Origin of the sequence: Streptomyces sp. NPDC050535, from assembly GCF_044457665.1 — a bacterium.
GTDB lineage: Bacteria > Actinomycetota > Actinomycetes > Streptomycetales > Streptomycetaceae > Streptomyces.
The window spans coordinates 171,705-187,883 of sequence record NZ_JBITHE010000004.1; the positions used below are offsets into that span (position 1 = coordinate 171,705).

At 70.5% G+C, this 16,179-nt stretch carries 15 protein-coding genes; 4 read left to right on the forward strand and 11 right to left on the reverse strand.

Annotated elements, in window-relative coordinates:
* Positions 1–3: 3 nt before the first annotated feature.
* Positions 4–699, reverse strand: coding sequence for a L,D-transpeptidase family protein (locus ACIBLC_RS11555; RefSeq protein ID WP_399210620.1), 696 nt, complete (start codon positions 697–699; stop codon positions 4–6).
* Positions 700–889: 190 nt separating this feature from the next.
* Here ACIBLC_RS11555 and ACIBLC_RS11560 point away from each other — a divergent pair, with 190 nt between their 5' ends.
* Entirely contained in the window at positions 890–2,281 is a 1,392-nt protein-coding gene (locus tag ACIBLC_RS11560; RefSeq protein WP_399210621.1) for a pyridoxal phosphate-dependent decarboxylase family protein, read from the forward strand.
* A gap of 21 nt (positions 2,282–2,302) precedes the next feature.
* On the opposite strand, the gene ACIBLC_RS11565 is transcribed toward ACIBLC_RS11560, so the two are convergent.
* A complete protein-coding gene (locus ACIBLC_RS11565) occupies positions 2,303–3,100 on the reverse strand; it encodes an SDR family NAD(P)-dependent oxidoreductase (protein WP_399210622.1) in 798 nt (265 codons plus the stop codon).
* Between the two features lie 50 nt (positions 3,101–3,150).
* Between ACIBLC_RS11565 and ACIBLC_RS11570 the strand changes: the two genes are divergently transcribed.
* Positions 3,151–3,690: a hypothetical protein gene (locus ACIBLC_RS11570; RefSeq protein WP_399210623.1), complete on the forward strand. Its 540-nt coding sequence runs from the start codon at positions 3,151–3,153 to the stop codon at positions 3,688–3,690.
* 2 nt (positions 3,691–3,692) lie between these two features.
* On the opposite strand, the gene ACIBLC_RS11575 is transcribed toward ACIBLC_RS11570, so the two are convergent.
* The 3 genes from ACIBLC_RS11575 to ACIBLC_RS11585 all read right to left on the reverse strand — a co-directional run bounded on the left by ACIBLC_RS11575 (position 3,693) and on the right by ACIBLC_RS11585 (position 6,465).
* A complete protein-coding gene (locus tag ACIBLC_RS11575) occupies positions 3,693–4,613 on the reverse strand; it encodes an SDR family oxidoreductase (RefSeq protein ID WP_399210625.1) in 921 nt (306 codons plus the stop codon).
* A 137-nt stretch (positions 4,614–4,750) separates the two neighbouring features.
* Positions 4,751–5,380 (reverse strand): MBL fold metallo-hydrolase, encoded by a 630-nt coding sequence (locus tag ACIBLC_RS11580; RefSeq protein WP_399210626.1) that lies wholly within the window; start codon positions 5,378–5,380, stop codon positions 4,751–4,753.
* The gene (locus tag ACIBLC_RS11585) at positions 5,380–6,465 is read right to left on the reverse strand and encodes an S-(hydroxymethyl)mycothiol dehydrogenase (RefSeq protein ID WP_399210627.1); all 1,086 of its coding nucleotides are present in this window, start codon (positions 6,463–6,465) and stop codon (positions 5,380–5,382) included. Before ACIBLC_RS11585 ends, ACIBLC_RS11580 begins: the two co-directional genes overlap by 1 nt.
* A 257-nt stretch (positions 6,466–6,722) precedes the next feature.
* Here ACIBLC_RS11585 and ACIBLC_RS11590 point away from each other — a divergent pair, with 257 nt between their 5' ends.
* Positions 6,723–8,477 carry an ABC transporter ATP-binding protein gene (locus ACIBLC_RS11590; protein ID WP_399210628.1) on the forward strand — a complete coding sequence of 585 codons (1,755 nt, stop codon included), beginning with the start codon at positions 6,723–6,725 and terminating at the stop codon, positions 8,475–8,477.
* 47 nt (positions 8,478–8,524) lie between these two features.
* Here the strand turns inward: ACIBLC_RS11590 and ACIBLC_RS11595 are convergent, their stop codons facing one another.
* Positions 8,525–9,985, reverse strand: coding sequence for an aldehyde dehydrogenase family protein (locus tag ACIBLC_RS11595; protein ID WP_399210629.1), 1,461 nt, complete (start codon positions 9,983–9,985; stop codon positions 8,525–8,527).
* Between the two features lie 210 nt (positions 9,986–10,195).
* Positions 10,196–10,480: a hypothetical protein gene (locus ACIBLC_RS11600; protein WP_399210631.1), complete on the reverse strand. Its 285-nt coding sequence runs from the start codon at positions 10,478–10,480 to the stop codon at positions 10,196–10,198.
* Positions 10,481–10,652: 172 nt separating this feature from the next.
* On the opposite strand from ACIBLC_RS11600, the gene ACIBLC_RS11605 reads away from it, so the two are divergent.
* Positions 10,653–11,018 (forward strand): nuclear transport factor 2 family protein, encoded by a 366-nt coding sequence (locus ACIBLC_RS11605; RefSeq protein ID WP_399210632.1) that lies wholly within the window; start codon positions 10,653–10,655, stop codon positions 11,016–11,018.
* 417 nt (positions 11,019–11,435) lie between these two features.
* Here ACIBLC_RS11605 and ACIBLC_RS11610 read toward each other — a convergent pair whose 3' ends face one another.
* The 4 genes from ACIBLC_RS11610 to ACIBLC_RS11625 all read right to left on the reverse strand — a co-directional run bounded on the left by ACIBLC_RS11610 (position 11,436) and on the right by ACIBLC_RS11625 (position 16,048).
* Complete coding sequence (locus ACIBLC_RS11610) at positions 11,436–12,125, reverse strand: TetR/AcrR family transcriptional regulator (RefSeq protein WP_399210633.1); 690 nt, start codon at positions 12,123–12,125, stop codon at positions 11,436–11,438.
* Between the two features lie 182 nt (positions 12,126–12,307).
* The gene (locus ACIBLC_RS11615; protein WP_399210634.1) at positions 12,308–13,648 is read right to left on the reverse strand and encodes a DUF3500 domain-containing protein; all 1,341 of its coding nucleotides are present in this window, start codon (positions 13,646–13,648) and stop codon (positions 12,308–12,310) included.
* 205 nt (positions 13,649–13,853) lie between these two features.
* Entirely contained in the window at positions 13,854–15,326 is a 1,473-nt protein-coding gene (locus ACIBLC_RS11620) for an ATP-binding protein (RefSeq protein ID WP_399210635.1), read from the reverse strand.
* Entirely contained in the window at positions 15,323–16,048 is a 726-nt protein-coding gene (locus ACIBLC_RS11625; protein ID WP_399210636.1) for a response regulator transcription factor, read from the reverse strand. Before ACIBLC_RS11625 ends, ACIBLC_RS11620 begins: the two co-directional genes overlap by 4 nt.
* Positions 16,049–16,179 lie beyond the last annotated feature (131 nt).

Genomic DNA, 16,179 nt, shown 5'->3' on the forward strand with positions numbered 1-16,179 from the left:
CCGTCAGGTGCCCGGCTTGCGGCCGTACACGAAGACGTCGTCGTTCTTCTTCAGCAGCGACCAGTACTTCTTGGCGGTGGTCGTGGTCATGTTGACGCAGCCGTGCGAGCCGGGCGGGTTCCACATGCTCAGGCCGACCGAGTGGAAGGCCTGGCCGCCGTCGAAGAACTGGCTGTAGGGCATCGGCACGTCGTAGATGCTCGAGACGTGGTCGATGTGCCGGTAGTAGATCTTCTTCAGGCCGGTGCGGGTCTCGTAGCCGTCGCGGCCCGTGCGGACCGGCACCGGACCGTAGACGAGCCTGCTGCCGTCCTGGATCCAGCTGATCTGGAGCGTGAGGTTGACGCAGGCGATGCGGCCCTTGTTGACCGGGCACTTGCGGTCCTTGTTCGGATTGTTGCCGACGGCCTTCTGCTTGTTCATCAGGTCCATCACGCCCCAGGTGACGGGGCCCGCGTACCCGATGTTCGGGGTGATGCCGTGCTTGTTCTGGAAGCTCCGGATCGCCTTGCAGTCGGCGGTGGACTGCCGTCCGTCGACCGGGCGGCCGAGGAACTTCTCCACCTTCTTCTGATACGGACCCGCCTGTGTCGTACAGCTCGCGGCCTGCGCGGGCGCCGCCCCCAGCGCGAGCGTCAGCGGCACGACCAGTCCGGTGATGCCGAGCGCGACAGCGCCACGCCTACCCATATCCCCCATGACGGACCTTTCCCTTGCGTTTCGTCTCGCGCCTGTCGCGATGTCCGACTCCTAGACCCGCGTCGGAGGGTACGCGTTGTAGCGCCGACCAGGCTGCGACGAAACGGTGACAATTCCCGGCCGCGGGTCCAGTCCAGTTTCCCTCAGGTGGACCGGGATTCCCGCACGCCGTCCGCCCTACGCTGCGGAGATGCACCGCACACTCGCCGACGACCTCGGCCGGCTCCCCGAACTCCTCCAGTCCGCCCGTGACTTTGCCGTGCGGGAGGTGAGCGGACTGGCCGACCGTCCGGTTGCCCACCTCGGGAAGGCACCCGGCAGCGAGCCCCTGCCGGCCGGGGGAACCGGTGCCGAGGGCGCCCTGGCCCGCTTCGCCGAGCGCTGGGCCCCGGGCTTCTCCGGCTCGGCGGGACCTCGCTATCTCGGCTTCGTCACCGGTGGCGCGACACCGGCCGCGCTCGCCGGGGACTGGCTGACCAGCGCGTACGACCAGAACGTGTCCGGGGGCGGTGACTCGTCCGCGGCCGCCCTGGAGCGCGAGACCGTGGGCTGGCTGCGCGAGCTGTTCGGGCTGAGCGAGGAGCACAGCGGTGCCTTCGTGACCGGGGCGACCGCTTCCAACACGGTCGGTCTGGCCATCGCGCGGGAGTGGCTCGGCGAGCGCCTGGGGGTGTCCGTGTCGGGGGAGGGACTCGGTGCGCTCGGTCCGGTCGACGTGCTGTCCGGCAGTCCGCACTCCAGCATCACCAAGGCGCTGTCCGTGCTCGGCATCGGGCGGGACCGGCTGCGCCTGGTACCGGTGCTGTCCGGGAACCGTGAGGCCGTCGACGTCGAGCGGCTCGCCGACGCCCTGGAGGCGCTCGACGGACGCCCGGCGATCGTCGTGGCGAACTCCGGGACGGTGAACACCGTCGACTTCGACGATCTGCGGGCCATCGCCGCGCTCAAGGAGCGGTACGACTTCTGGCTGCACGTGGACGCCGCGTTCGGCGGCTTCGCCGCGCTCTCCCCCGCGTACGCGCATCTCGTCGACGGCCTCGACGCGGCCGACTCGGTCTGTGTCGACCTGCACAAGTGGCTCAACGTGCCCTACGACGCGGCCGTCCAGTTCACCCGTCGCCGGGACCTCCAGGTCCGGGTCTTCCACAATGCCTCGCCGTATCTGGGCCCGCCCACCGGCGACCCCGACTTCCTCCATCTCACACCGGAGAACTCCCGTCGGCTGCGCGCCCTGCCGACGTGGTTCGCGCTCACGGCGTACGGGCGGGACGGGCACCGCGAGATCGTCGAGCGGAACGTGGCGCTCGCCGGGCGCCTGGGCGAACGTATCGCGGCGGAGGGGCGGTTGAGGCTCCTCGCACCGGTTCGGCTCAACGTCGTGTGCTTCACCCTCGCCGACGGTCCGGGCCAGGAGCGGGTGCGTGAGTTCGCCCGCGCGGTCGCCTCCTCCGGTGAGGCCTTCGTGACGCCGACGGTCTACGGCGGGACGCACGCCTTGCGGGCGGCGTTCAGCAACTGGCGTACGTCAGAGGCCGATACGGATCGGGTGTTCGATGTTCTCCGGCGCCACAGCGGCACTTGAGGAGAGTCGCGGGCGAGGCGCTCAGGCATCGCCCCGCTGCCGTACCGCCTGCCGGAAACCGGTGTTGACCGCCAACACTCCCCCGTCCACGCACAGCGTCGTCCCGGTGATCCAGGCCGCGTCGCGGGAGGCGAGGAAGGCGACGGCGGCCGCGATGTCGTCGGGCTCGCCGACCCGTCCCAACGGGTACAGCGCGGCGGCCAGTTCGAGATCGGTGTCGCGGCCTTCCCACGCCGTGGTGCGGACCGTGCCCGGTGCCACCAGGTTGACGCGCACACCGCGCGGGGCGGCGTGCCCGGCCAGGGTGCGGGTGAGTGACCCCAGTCCCGCCTTGGCCGCGCTGTAGGCGTGATTGCCGAAGTCCTGGAGGCCGTTGACCGAGCCGATGCTGACGATGGCGCCGCGGCCCGAGGCCACCAGGTGCGGGAGGGCCGCGCGAGAGCAGCGGTAGGCGCCTGTCAGGGTGAGGTCGAGGTCGCGGGCCCACATCTCGTCGGACTCGTCCTCGAAGAGCGGGGCGTCGGGGGTGCAGCCGTACGCGTTGTTGACCAGCACGTCCAGCGAGCCGAAGGTGTCCACGGCGTGGGCGACGGCCGCCTCGACCGACGTCCGCTCCCCCACGTCACAGGTGAACGCCTCGGCCCGCGTGCCCAGTTCGCGGATCGCCGCCGCCGTCTTCTCCGCCTCGGCCAGGTCCACGTCCGTGACGAGCACCCGCGCGCCTTCCTCGGCCAGCCTGCGGGCGGTGGCCGCGCCGATACCGCGGGCCGCGCCCGTGATCAGAACCCCATAGCCCTCGAAACGCCTCATCGCAGTCATGGGACGGACGGTAGTGCCGTGATCGCCACGGCGACAGATACCGTGCGTTCATGTCCGAGTTCATACAACAACTCCCGGCGCTGATCGGCGTGATCGTCGGTGCTCTCGGCTCGTACCTGGCCGTCATGCGGGGCGAGCTGGTCCGGTTCCGTCGCGAACAGGCGGCTCGATGGGAGGAGCGGCGGCTCGCGGTGTACTCGGACTACGCGACCTCCCTCAAGAGGGCCGTCACCCTGACGTACCGCATCGCCTCACATCTCGGGAACGACCCTCACCCGCACCCCTTGTCCCCCGAGGATGCCGCACCGCTGCTGGCCGATGCCGCCGTCGGCCGGGACCCGGCCGGCGAGGCGCTGTTGTTGCTCGGCACCCAGGAGGTGGTGGACAAGGCGCGGGTCTGGGTCCTCTCGGTCATCGAGATGGAACGGTTCCTGAGCGAGCGCGTCCACGATCCGGGGGCATGGCAGATCCTGCTGGACCGCCAGCGCGGCGGGCGCGAGGAGTACTACGCGGCGGTGCGCCGTGATCTGGCGCTCCCGCCCGGCCACTCGGCGCGGTGGGAGGTCCCGCCGCCCCGTGGGCGCGGGTGATCTCAGCGGTACCCCGTCGCGTCCGCCGTCCCGCCCACGTCCTGGACCTCGACCATGTAGCGCCAGGCGTCAGGGCGGCTGCCGTCGCGGTCGGTGAAGCCGTACACCTGGGCGAGCTGCCCGCTGGAGAGGGAGTCGCCGTTCCAGCGGGCGACATCCGGGTCGGCGGCCAATGCGGCGACGGCGCGGCCCACGTAGAGGGGTGTCTCGGAGATACCGAAGTGCGGGACGCGCTCCAGGGCGTCGCGCCAGTTCTCCTCGGTGACCCCGAAGTTCTCGAGCATCATCTCCGAGCGCAGCCAACCGGGGGTGAGCGCGACGGCGGTGGCTCCGCGCGGGCCCAGTTCGTGGCCCAGCGCGAACGCCATGCGCAGGACGGACGACTTGGCGAGGTCGTAGAAGAACGAGACGCGGTAGGTGTCGCGGTTGTACTCGGCGGTGCCGTCGGTCATCTCGACGACCAGACCGCCGGGGTTGCGCAGGAGCAGCGGGAGCGCGTGGTGACTGGTGATCGCGTGCGTCTCGACGGCGAGACGCAGCAGCCTGAGGCCCTTGTCGAGGTCGTGTTCCCAGACCGTGGAGTCCCACTCGAAGAGGGCTTCGCCGCCCCAGATGTCATTGACGAGGACGTCGAGGCGGCCCTGCTCACCGGCGATGCGGGCGACCAGGGCCTCGACCTCGGCGGGGACGAGGTGGTCGGTGGGGACGGCGACACCGCGGCCTCCCGCCGCCGTGACCAGGTCCGCGGTGTCCTCGATGGTCTCGGGGCGGTCGTACTCCGATCGCTTCTCGCGGGTGCTGCGGCCGGTCACGTAGACGGTGGCGCCTGCCGCGCCCAGTTCCACGGCGATCCCGCGACCGGCGCCCCGCGTCGCCCCGGCGACGAGTGCGACCTTGCCTTCCAACGTGTTCGGCTGCGACATGTCCGACCTCCGTGCTCGTAGAGCTCACGCGATGCCTTCGCGCATGCGTCCCCACGAGGGTCCCGCGGAAGCCGGACATCTTCTGTCGTCATTTCTTCGGCGCGTCCGGGCCGGGTGCCGTCGGCGCCGGTCAGCGGTCAGTGACCGCGCGTGATCCACTCCTCCAGGTGAGGGGCCTCGGCTCCGATCGTGGTCGAGTCGCCGTGTCCGGTACGGACGACGGTGTCGGCCGGAAGGGCGAGCAGCCGGTCGCGGATCGAGTCGACGATCGTCGGGAAGTGGGAGTACGAGCGGCCCGTGGCGCCCGGGCCGCCCTGGAAGAGCGTGTCGCCGGTGAAGACGGTGCCCAGGCCCGGGTCGTACAGGCAGACCGCGCCGGGGGCGTGTCCCGGAGTGTGCAGGACGGTCAGGTCGGCGCCGGCCGCCTCGATCACCTGGCCGTCCTGGAGCCAGGCGTCGGGGAGGCGGTCCGGGTGGGTGAGCTTCCACAGCGGCAGGTCGTCGGGGTGCAGCCAGATCGTGGCGCCGGTGCGCTCGGCGAGGGCGGGAGCGGCGTCGATGTGGTCGTTGTGCGCGTGTGTGCACACGATGGCCAGCAGACGCCGGTCACCGACCGCCTCGGCGATGGCGTCGGCGTCATGGGCGGCGTCGATGACGACCGCCTCGTGATCGTTTCCGACGATCCACACGTTGTTGTCGACGTCCCAGGTACCGCCGTCGAGCGAGAACGTGCCGGAGGTGACGAGCTGCTCGACGCGCGTGGTCATCACAGCACCACCACAGAGCGCAGCACGTCGCCGTGGTGCATCCGCTCGAAGGCGGGCTCCACGGCGTCCAGGGCGATCGTCTCGGTCACGAACGCGTCCAGGTCCAGTCGCCCCTGGAGGTGCAGGTCGATCAGCAGCGGGAAGTCGCGGGAGGGCAGGCAGTCGCCGTACCAGGACGACTTGAGGGCTCCGCCGCGCCCGAAGACGTCGAGCAGCGGCAGCTCCAGCTTCATCTCCGGTGTCGGTACGCCGACGAGCACGACCGTGCCGGCCAGGTCACGGGCGTAGAACGCCTGCTTGTACGTCTCGGGGCGGCCCACCGCCTCGATGACGACGTCGGCGCCGAAGCCCCCCGTCAGCTCACGGATCGCCTCGACGGCGTCCGTCTGGGCGGAGTTGACGGTGTGCGTGGCACCGAGCTTCGACGCTGTCGTCAGCTTCCGGTCGTCGATGTCGACGGCGATGATCTTCGCCGCGCCGGCCAGCCGGGACCCGGCGATCGCCGCGTTGCCGACCCCTCCGCAGCCGATGACGGCGACCGAGTCGCCCCGGCCGACGTTCCCGGTGTTGATCGCGGCACCGATGCCCGCCATGACACCGCAGCCGAGGAGTCCGGCCACCGCCGGGGAGACGGCCGGGTCGACCTTGGTGCACTGTCCGGCGGCTACCAGGGTCTTCTCGGCGAAGGCGCCGATGCCCAGGGCCGGGGACAGCTCGGTGCCGTCGGTCAGGGTCATCTTCTGCTTGGCGTTGTGCGTGTTGAAGCAGTACCAGGGCCGCCCGCGCAGACAGGCACGGCAGTTCCCGCACACCGCCCGCCAGTTGAGGACGACGAAGTCGCCGGGCTCGACGTCCGTGACGCCGGCACCGACCGACTCGACCACACCCGCCGCCTCGTGGCCGAGCAGGAAGGGGAAGTCGTCGCTGATGCCGCCCTGTTTGTAGTGCAGGTCGGTGTGACAGACCCCGCAGGCCTGGATCTTCACAACGGCCTCTCCCGGCCCCGGATCCGGCACGACGATGGTCTCCACACGCACCGGCTCGTTCTTGCCCGGTGCGATCACGCCCCGTACTTCCTGCGCCATGTTGATCAGCCTTCCGTAGGTCGACGTTCCGTCAACCGACCCTACGGCGTGACCGACGGGTAGCAGGCCAGGTGGTACGTGGCCGGGTCCGGCGGCGAGGGGCCGTCCCTCCGCAGGCAGGTTCCCGCCACATTCATCCTCCACCGACCGTTGTTCGAGGCCTGATTCTCTGTTGCCGTCGGCACGCGGTGTGTGACGGTCACCCCGCTCCGCGACGTAGCCTGAACGCACCGCACAGAACCCTCACAAGGAGCGCCGTGAGCATCACCGCAGCCAAGCCCGAGGCACCCGCGTGGCGCCTGTTGTTCGGGTACGTACGACCGCATCGATGGGCGCTGCTGGCGGGCGGGTTGCTGGCCCTGACGACCGGGGCCACCGGGCTGGTGCTGCCGCTGGTTGCACGGGGGCTCATCGACGATCTGTCGCACGACCGGCCCATCGCGGCGGCGCTGTTCGGCATGGCGGCGCTGGTGGTGACCAACGCGGCGGTGGGCGCGTCGGGTTCGTACGTGCTGCGGCGCACCGCCGAGTCGGTGGTGCTCGGCGCACGGCGCGCCCTGTCGTCGTATCTGCTGCGGCTTCGCATACCGGCCGTGGACCGCAGCGAGCCGGGCGACCTGATGGCCCGGATCACGTCCGACACGACACTGCTGCGCGAGGTCACGACCGATTCGCTTGTCGGCTTCGGCACCGGAGGACTCACCCTCGTCGCGACGGTGGTGATGATGGGCCTGGTCGACCCCGTGCTCCTCGGCGTCACGCTGCTGGTGATCCTGTGCGCGGGCACCGTCCTCGGCGTGATCGTGCCGCGCATCAACCGGGCCAGCAGACGGGCACAGGACGCCGTCGGTGTGATGGGCGCCTCGCTCGAACGGATCCTCGGCGCGCTGCGCACGATCAAGGCGTCCGGTGCCGAGCACCGCGAGGAACTGGCCATCCACGCGGCCGCCGAGGAGTCGTGGCGGCAGAGCGTGCACGCCGCCAAGTGGTCGGCCGCCGCGGGCAACACGGCCGGTCTGGCGATGCAGATCGCGTTCATCACGGTGCTCGCGGTGGGCGGCGCGCGCGTCGCGACCGGCGCCATCGACGTCGGCACGCTCGTCGCGTTCCTGCTCTACGTCTTCTATCTGATGTCGCCCATCCAGCAGCTCGTCGGCGCGATCACCCAGTACCAGACCGGCGCCGGCGCCCTCGCCCGTATCCAGGAGGCCCTGCGGCTCCCCTCCGAGCCCGCCGCCCTGCCCACTCCGCTGCCTGCCTCCAGCGCCGAACCCGCCGCGCTCACCTTCGAGGACGTGCGGTTCCGCTACGCCGACGATCTGCCGTACGTCCACCACGGTGTGACGTTCGCCGTCCCGGCCCGCGGCATGACGGCGTTCGTCGGCCCCTCCGGCGCGGGCAAGACAACCGTCTTCTCACTCATCGAGCGGTTCTACGACGCCGAGTCGGGCGTCATCACGCTCGACGGCCGCAGGCTGGAGGAGTGGGAACTGCCCCAGCTCCGCTCCTCGATCGGTTACGTCGAGCAGGACGCGCCCGTCCTCTCCGGTTCGCTCCTCGACAACCTGCTGCTCGGCAACCCGGACGCCGACGACAGCGAGGTGACCCGCGTACTGAAGACGACCCGCCTCGACGGGCTCGTCGCCCGGCTGCCGCACGGCCTGGACACGCTGGTCGGCCATCGCGGCACCAAGCTGTCCGGCGGCGAGCGTCAGCGCGTCGCCATCGCCCGCGCCCTGCTGCGCCACCCCCGCCTGCTGCTCCTGGACGAGGCGACCTCGCAGCTCGACGCGGTGAACGAGGCCGCGCTGCGCGACTCGGTCGCCGATGTGGCCCGTACGACGACGGTTCTCGTGGTCGCACACCGGCTGTCCACGGTCACGATGGCCGACCGGATCGTCGTCATGGACGCGGGCCGAGTCCGCGCGGTGGGCACCCACCGCGAACTCGTGGCCGGGGACCCGCTCTACGCGGAACTGGCGGCCACACAGTTCCTCGCCACCTCCGGCTGACCGGCCCGCCCCCGGCGTTTCTTGCCGGGGGCTTCCCGCGCCACACGTCAGAACGGGTAGTGCGCCTGCTGCGTGGCGATGGTCACCCAGCGCGTGTTGGAGAACGCCTCCAGGCCCCAGCGACCGCCGAACCGGCCGTAGCCGGACGCCTTGACGCCGCCGAACGGCGCGTGCGGCTCGTCCGCGACGGACTGGTCGTTGATGTGCACGATGCCGGTGCGGATACGGCGGGCGACGGCCAGCCCGTGCGTGGCGTTCTCGGTGATGACGCCGCAGGTCAGGCCGTTGTCGGTGTCGTTGGCGATAGCCACGGCCGTGGTGTCGTCGGCGAAGGTCTCGATCACGCAGACCGGTCCGAAGGCCTCCGCGTAATAGATGTCCGCGTCCTTCGGCACACCGGTGAGGACGGTCGCCGGGTGCACCGCGCCCTCGGGCTCCCCGCCGCCGGTGACCACCGTGGCGCCCTTGGACACCGCGTCCTTGATGAGCGCGGCGACCCGCTGGGCGGCGGAGGCGGCGACCAGCGGGCCGACCACCGTGTGCGGGTGTGCGGGGTCCCCGGCCTGGAGCGAGGCGACCTTCGCCGCGAACTTCCGCGTGAACTCCTCGGCGAGGGACTCGTGTACGAGGATCCGGTCGCCGGACATACAGATCTGGCCGGAGTTCATGAACACGCTGAAGGTGACGGCGTCGACCGCGTAGTCCACGTCGGCGTCGTCGAGCACCAGGACCGCGTTCTTGCCGCCCAACTCCAGTACGGCGGGCTTGAGATGGCCGGCGGCGTGCGTGCCGATGATCCGGCCGACGCCCGTGGACCCGGTGAAGTTGACGGCGCGGACACGCGGGTCGGCGATGAGGACCTCGGCGATCTCGGCGGCGTCCTCACGCGCGTTGGTGACCACGTTCAGGACACCGTCGGGCAGCCCGGCCTCGCGCAGCACATCGGCGACGAGCAGCGCACACGCGATCGGCGCGTCCTCGCTGGCCTTCACGACCACGGTGTTGCCCGCGGCCAGGGGTGCCGCGACGGCCCGTACGCCGAGGATGACGGGCGCGTTCCAGGGGGCGAAGGCGGCGACGACTCCCAGCGGTTCGCGGATCGCGAGGCCCAGCGCGCCGGCCTCCTGGGCGCTGAGCACCTCACCGCGCGGCGCGGTGATCGCGGCGGCGGCCTCGCGCAGGATGTTCGCGGCGAGACCCACGTTGAAGAACGCCCACGGGCGGGTGCCGCCCGCCTCGTGCGCCATCAGCTCGGCGACCTGCTCCCCCTTGGAGTCGAGGAGGTCGGCGGCCTTGAGGAAGATCGCGCGGCGGGCGAAGGGAGCGAGCGCGGCCCAGTCGGCGAAGGCCGCGTCGGCGGCGTCCACGGCGCGGGCGACGTCCTCGGGACCGGCCGCGGCGACGGTCGCGTACACCTCGCCGGTGTAGGGGTTGATGTCCTCGGCGGTGCGGCCGGAGGCGGCGGGCACGTCCTTGCCGCCGATGAACAGTTCACGGGTGATGGCCATGGCACGGGTTCCTTCGGTACGTAACGACGACGGTACGCAGTTGTTCATGACATCAGTAGGGAGCGGATGACGGCAAGGTTTGTTCGTGTGGTGAAACTTAATTCACCGTTCAACCAGGATGTTCCGACCGGACACCGCGAAAGTCAAGGGCAGACACGTCCGCCCCCGGCACCGAGGTGCCGGGGGCGGACGAACCTGTCGAGCGCCGGACTACGCGTCGAGCAACCCGGTGACGGGGGCGGCCAGGTCGGTCAGCTGGTGCAGCTCGTCGAGGCCCGAGTTCAGCCGGTTGAGCCCGGCCAGCTGGGTGGAGACCTTCGGGACCGCGGCCTGGTACTGCGTGGGAATCTCGCTCACGGCGAGATTGTCGAGCTCGGCGATGGGGTTCAGCGGCTTCGGCGCCGGGGCGACGGCGGCGCTCGCCATCGGCGCGGCAAGGCCCGTGACACCGACGGCGAGACCAACGGCGGCGGCAATACGTCGTGTTGAGATCATGTTTTGAGCAACGGCTGCGGACCCCGGGCGGACACGGCCCTTCCCCGCCCCTCACCCGAGAGGCTCACAGGCACTTCTGCGCTTGCCGGGAGCCCTGTGGCGGAGGAGTCTCGAAGGAGAGGCCCTTCGCGGCCCGCCCCTCGGTGGGCCGCGGCCTTCCAAGGAGGTCATCATGGGCACCGCGGCAGGCCCCGCCTTCGACACCGAAGCGCTGCGCCGGGGCATCGAAGGACAGAGCGCGGCGGATCTGCTGTCGCTCTACGCCGACGACGCGGAGGTACGCGTCGTCGACCGCAACACCCAGCCCAGCCATCCGATGGTCATGCACGGTCGCGGCGAGATCGCCGAGATGCTCGACGACGTCTACAGCCGGGACATGACCCACAAGCTGGAGCAGTGCGTCGTCGACGGCGACCACGTCGCCTTCACCGAGTCCTGTCAGTACCCGGACGGCGTGAGAGTACTGGCCAACTCGATGATGTCGCTGCGCGACGGCAAGATCGTCGAACACACGCTGCTCCAGGCATGGGACGAGTAGGCCGGAGCCGGCCGGAGGTCCGGATCGGATCGCACCTGACCTGGACCTTCTCGGCGAGCGCGACGATGGGCCGGCCCCATGCGCATCGGTCCCGTGCACACCGGTCCCGACTGCCGCGTCCACTGTCCGTGGCAGGGGTTCGGGTGTCCGCCTCCGTGCTGCGCTCGGCCCTGCGCGGAACACTTGCCCGCGCTCCTCGAGCCCGCCGCATCCGGCCTCGCTGAACCCCGGGAACGCCGTCGGCCGGTACGGACTGCTCCCGTGCCTGGCGACGGCAGGCGACCGCGTCTGCCGGGGTGAGGCCCGTCCGGAGCGACCGCGCCCACCACGGCTGGGACCGTCCGAAGGAGCAGGTAGCAGGCCTCGTCCACGAGCTTCCACGGCACAGGCACGTAGGTGTCGTCGCCACCGACCCCGTCACGGCGAGCCGGTCCGCGGGATCCCGGTCGTGAGTTCCGCGCGCCAGCCCTCCGGCCGCATGATCCCCAGCAGCTGCCGGACGAGCTCCTCGACCACCTCGTCGAGGGTCGCGTCCACCCAACCGGCGCTCCAGTCGTGGAGCAGTCCGTTCACGCTGCCGATGAACCCCACGGCGGCGATCCGGTAGTCGCGCGACGCCGCCTCCCCCCGGGCGGCGGCCGCCGCGGCCTCGGCACAGAGCAGGCCCACCCAGCGGGAGCGGCGTGCGAGCCGTTGCTCCTCCATCCGTGGGCTCACGCCGATGATCTCCACGAACGTGATCCGGATCCGCCGCGGATCGCTCGCCACGTTCGCGCAGTACGCGTGGAAGATCGCGACGGCCCGCTCGGGGAGCGGCAGGTTCCGGGCAGCGGCCAGCGCGTTGAGGGCGGCCTCCTCGGCCCAGTCGTTGACCTGGAGGTGCAGGACGGCCAGGACGTCCTCGAGGGTGCAGAACTCCTCGTAGAACTGGCGGGTCGACAGACCCGCCGCCTCGCTCAGCGCGGCGACGGTCGTGGACCGGAAGCCCGGGCTGTCGCCGAAGAGCTGGAGCGCGGCGTCCAGGAAACGGCGTCGCCGCTCGGCCTGCCGCTCCTCGGCCGTCCTGCCGCCGTACCGGCCGGTCGACTGTTTGAGCCTGCCCGCCACACGTCACTCCTCTGTCGCCGGTGCACCGTTCACACTCCGACGATTTTGTCGTGTACGGCCCCTAAAGAGGAGGTCACCGCCTTACTACTCACTAGTAAGTTCCTTACGTAGCCGAGCTGGTGACGCTATGGCGCTGCACGACCGCTCACCGTGCCGGCCGGCGACGGCTTGGAGTTCCGGTGTCACTGATGGTGCGGTGACGTCAGATAGTGCTGCCGGAGAAGCTCCTTTCCGTAGTCGTTCCCGTTGGGCGTGCGAATGATGGAGTGGACGTGTTTCTGGGTCGCGCCGCTGCCCTGGGTGGCGCCGTACGCGCCCGCGAGTGGGCCGGGTGCCTGGCAGTCGACCTCGACCCAGACGACCGGGCTGTGCACCCGGACGTAGAAGGCGGAGTCGTCGGCGATGCCGCCCGCCCAGGTCACGTAGGTGTCGTCGAGGTGCTTGCGCACCTCCGCCATCCGCACCCTGGCGACGTCGGCCTTCGCCCGGCCCACGAACGCCTCCACTATGCCGAGCAGCTTCGTCTTCTGGAGGGCGGTGAGCTTGTTCCCGCGAAGACCCGTGTACGCCTGGACCGAGTTGTCGGAGAAGGCACCCGCCTTCATCGACTCGTTCGACTTCGTCGAGGACTCGATCGCGACGCTCTGCTGGGCGGCGGTGAGGGAGTTGATGAAGGCCAGGCCCGCGACGACCTCCTCGTGGCAGACGGTCACGGTCTCGCCGTCGATCTCCATCGAGGTCGGCTCGGAGCCCCAGAAGCAGGGGCTCATGACGACCTGGTCGCCGAGAACGAAGTAGTTGATGACCAGGTGGTGGCCATCGAACTGGAAGCCCCAGGGTTCGGTGGCGGACGGGGTGCCCATCAGGGTCCAGTAGTAGGCGTCCTCGTTGAACGAGGCGGTGTTGTCGATGGCCTCACCCGCGGCCTGGTTGATCCTGCGGATCTTCTCGCTGGTCTCCAGCCCGTCCGCACTGAGCGCCGACTTCAACAAGGCGGTCCCCAGGGCCTTCTGAGCGTCCGTCATGTCGGCGAGCGTGACGCCCTGCCGCTCATAGGCGTCGATGTTGCTCCACAGCCGCCACTCGGTGGAGTGGACGGTGAACTGGGTCGCGGTCTTCTGGGTGTCGGTCAGTCCGGCGAGGAAGGCGTTCGCGGCGGCGATCACGGGTGCGGTCGCGACACCCGTGGAGTGGACCGCGTAGAGGTCGTCGATCCGCTTGCCGTCGGTTGTCAGACCGAAGAAGTCCTCGGTGATCGTCTGGTTTCCGGGCCCTCCGGTGCCCCCGCCGGGACCACCGCTGGGCGCCCCGCTCGGCGCGGCGGAGGCGGTCGCGTCGGCGGTGCCGGTGGTGTCGTCGGCGAGCGCCGACCAGGCGCCGACGCCACCCATGGTCGCGACGGCCGTGGCACCGCTGGCGAAGAAGACCTTCCGCATGAAGTTACGGCGGCTCGCGTGAGTACGGTGGCCGGCTTCGGACTGCGGCTCTCGGGCTGTCGGTACCCCGGTTTCGAGCTCGGTCATCGTCGCTGGCTCCCTTCGTCGTTGGCGCGTCCATGTCGGACGGCCGGGCACTGACGACTCTGGCGGAGCAACCTGATGCGAAACTGAACCGAGGCTCCCCGGGCCGGGAAACAACCGGCCCCACCACCCCGGAGAGCGGGAATGACCTGGGCGCATAGGAATCAGCTGAGAGGTCGGCGGTTCCGCACCGATGCCACTCATGGCGTCAGTTTCCTTGCGGCGAAGGGAGTTCCGCGGTACCCGCCGGCGGCAGCTCGACCGTGAACACCGTACGGCCGGGCCTGCTCTCGACGCCGACCCGGCCGCCGTGCACCGACGTGATGGCGGTGGCGATGGCCAGCCCCAGGCCCGTTCCGCCGTCCCCCTCGGTACGGGAGCGGGAGGTGTCGGCACGGGTGAAGCGTTCGAAGACGGTGGGGAGGAGTTCGGGTGTGATGCCGGGTCCGTCGTCGGCCACCCGGATGAAGCACGCCCGTTCCGTCGCCTCGACGGTGGTGGTGACCGTGGTGCCGGGCGGTGTGTGCGTGCGGGCGTTGGCCAACAGGTTGGCCACGACCTGGTGCAGCCGTGCCGCGTCGCCGGTCACCTCCGCCGAGGCGTCGAGCAACAGGGCGAGCTTCCAGTGGTGTTCGGCTCCGGCGGCCCGCGCGTCCCACACCGCCTCCGCGACCAGGGCCGTGAGATCCACCTCGACACGCTTCAGCGGACGTGCCTCGTCGAGCCGGGCGAGCAGCAGCAGATCCTCCACCAGACCCGTCATGCGTACGGACTCGGCGGAGACCCTGCGCCAGGCGAGCGCCGGTTCGATCCTGTCGGTGCCGCGGTCCATCAGTTCCGCGTAGCTGACGATGGAGGCGAGCGGGGTGCGCAGTTCGTGGCTGGCGTCGGAGAGGAAGCGGCGCATGCGTTCCTCGGTGCGCCGGCGTTCGGCGAGTGCGGACTCGACGTGGTCGATCATGCGGTTGAGTGCCGCGCCGACCTGTCCGGCTTCCGTCCCAGGGTCGGTGTCGCCCTGCGGCACACGGGTCAGCGCGGTGACCTCGCCATGGCTCAGCGGGGCGTGGGAGACATCGACGGCGGTGGCGGCCACCCTTCCCAGCGGCCGGAGTTGGCGGCGGATGACGACGGCGCAGACGCACCCGGCGACGGTGAGCCCGGCGGCCGCCACGGCGGCCTCTACCGCGACCAGGCCGCTGATCATGTTCTGTACGTCGTCCATGGGCAGGCCCACGAGGACGGGGATACCGTCGCCTGCGACGGAGGTGATCCGATAGGTGCCCAGGTCCGGGATGAGCCGTGTGTGCAGGGAGTTGTCGGTGGCGATGCCGTCGAGGGCGCCAAGTTGAGCGGCCGTGAGAGGCCGCGGTACGGCGTTCTGGGCGACGACCTCGGCGGCGACGACGTTCCCCTTGGTGTCCAGCCGGGCGGCGATCGTACCGGCGGGCTGCCCGCGCTCGTTGAGGAAGCCCAGGTCCGTGGCGTCCCCGGTGCGGCGCTGAAGACCGCCCTGGCTGCGCTCGGCGGCGTCGCTGACACGCTGGTCCAGGTTCCCCAGCAGGTAGGCGCTTTGGGCGTAGACGGTGGTGAGGGCCATCGCGGCGCACACGGCGACGAGGGTGAGGCCGAAGAAGAGGAGCAGACGGGTGCGCAGCGAGCGGCTCCTCAGCCGGAACGTCATCGGGACTCCTCCGCGGGTCTGATGGTGTATCCCATCCGGCGCAGCGTGCGGATCATCGGGGTCCGTCCCTTGTCGATCTTCTTGCGCAGGTTGGAGATGTAGGCCTCCACGAGGTTTCCGCTCGCATCGAAGGAACTGCTCCAGACGTGGTCGAGGATCTGGGTCTTGCTGAGCACCTGGCGCGGGTGGCTCATCAGCAGCCACAGCAGGTCGAACTCCTTGGCGGTGAGTTCGATGGGGGATCCGTCGCGGTGCGCCTGGCGGGTCTTCTCCGCCAGGACCAGGTCCCCGAGCGCCAGGACGGACTCGTCGGCCTTCGCGTCCTCGACACCGGCGCGACGCAGCAGGCCGCGCAGGCGCAGCACGACCTCCTCCAGTGAGAAGGGCTTGGTGACGTAGTCGTCGGCACCCGCCGAGAGTCCCTCGATGCGGTGCTCCAGGGCGTCCCGGGCGGTGAGCATGAGAACGGGCAGCCGCGGATTCTCGTACCGCAGACGCCTGAGCACCTGCACGCCGTCGAGGCCGGGCAGCATCCCGTCCAGGATGACGACATGCGGGGCGCAGCCGCGCGCGATCCGCAGCGCGCTCTCGCCGTCCGCCGCCGGGTAGGCACGCCAGCCGGCTTCGCTGACGGCCACGGTCAACGTCTCGACGAGTCCGGGCTCGTCATCGACGATCAGCACGCGGATCGGGCCCCCGTGGCTGTCGAAAGTGCCAGGCATGTTCCGATCCTGCCGGAGCTCACTGGGGGTTTTCTGTGTCACGCCTTGGTGCGATCTGTGGGCGTCGGCTGCGCGGGGTTGCGGCTCAGTCCCCGCCGGGGCCGGTCCGGCCGGTTCGCCCCGGCCATGTG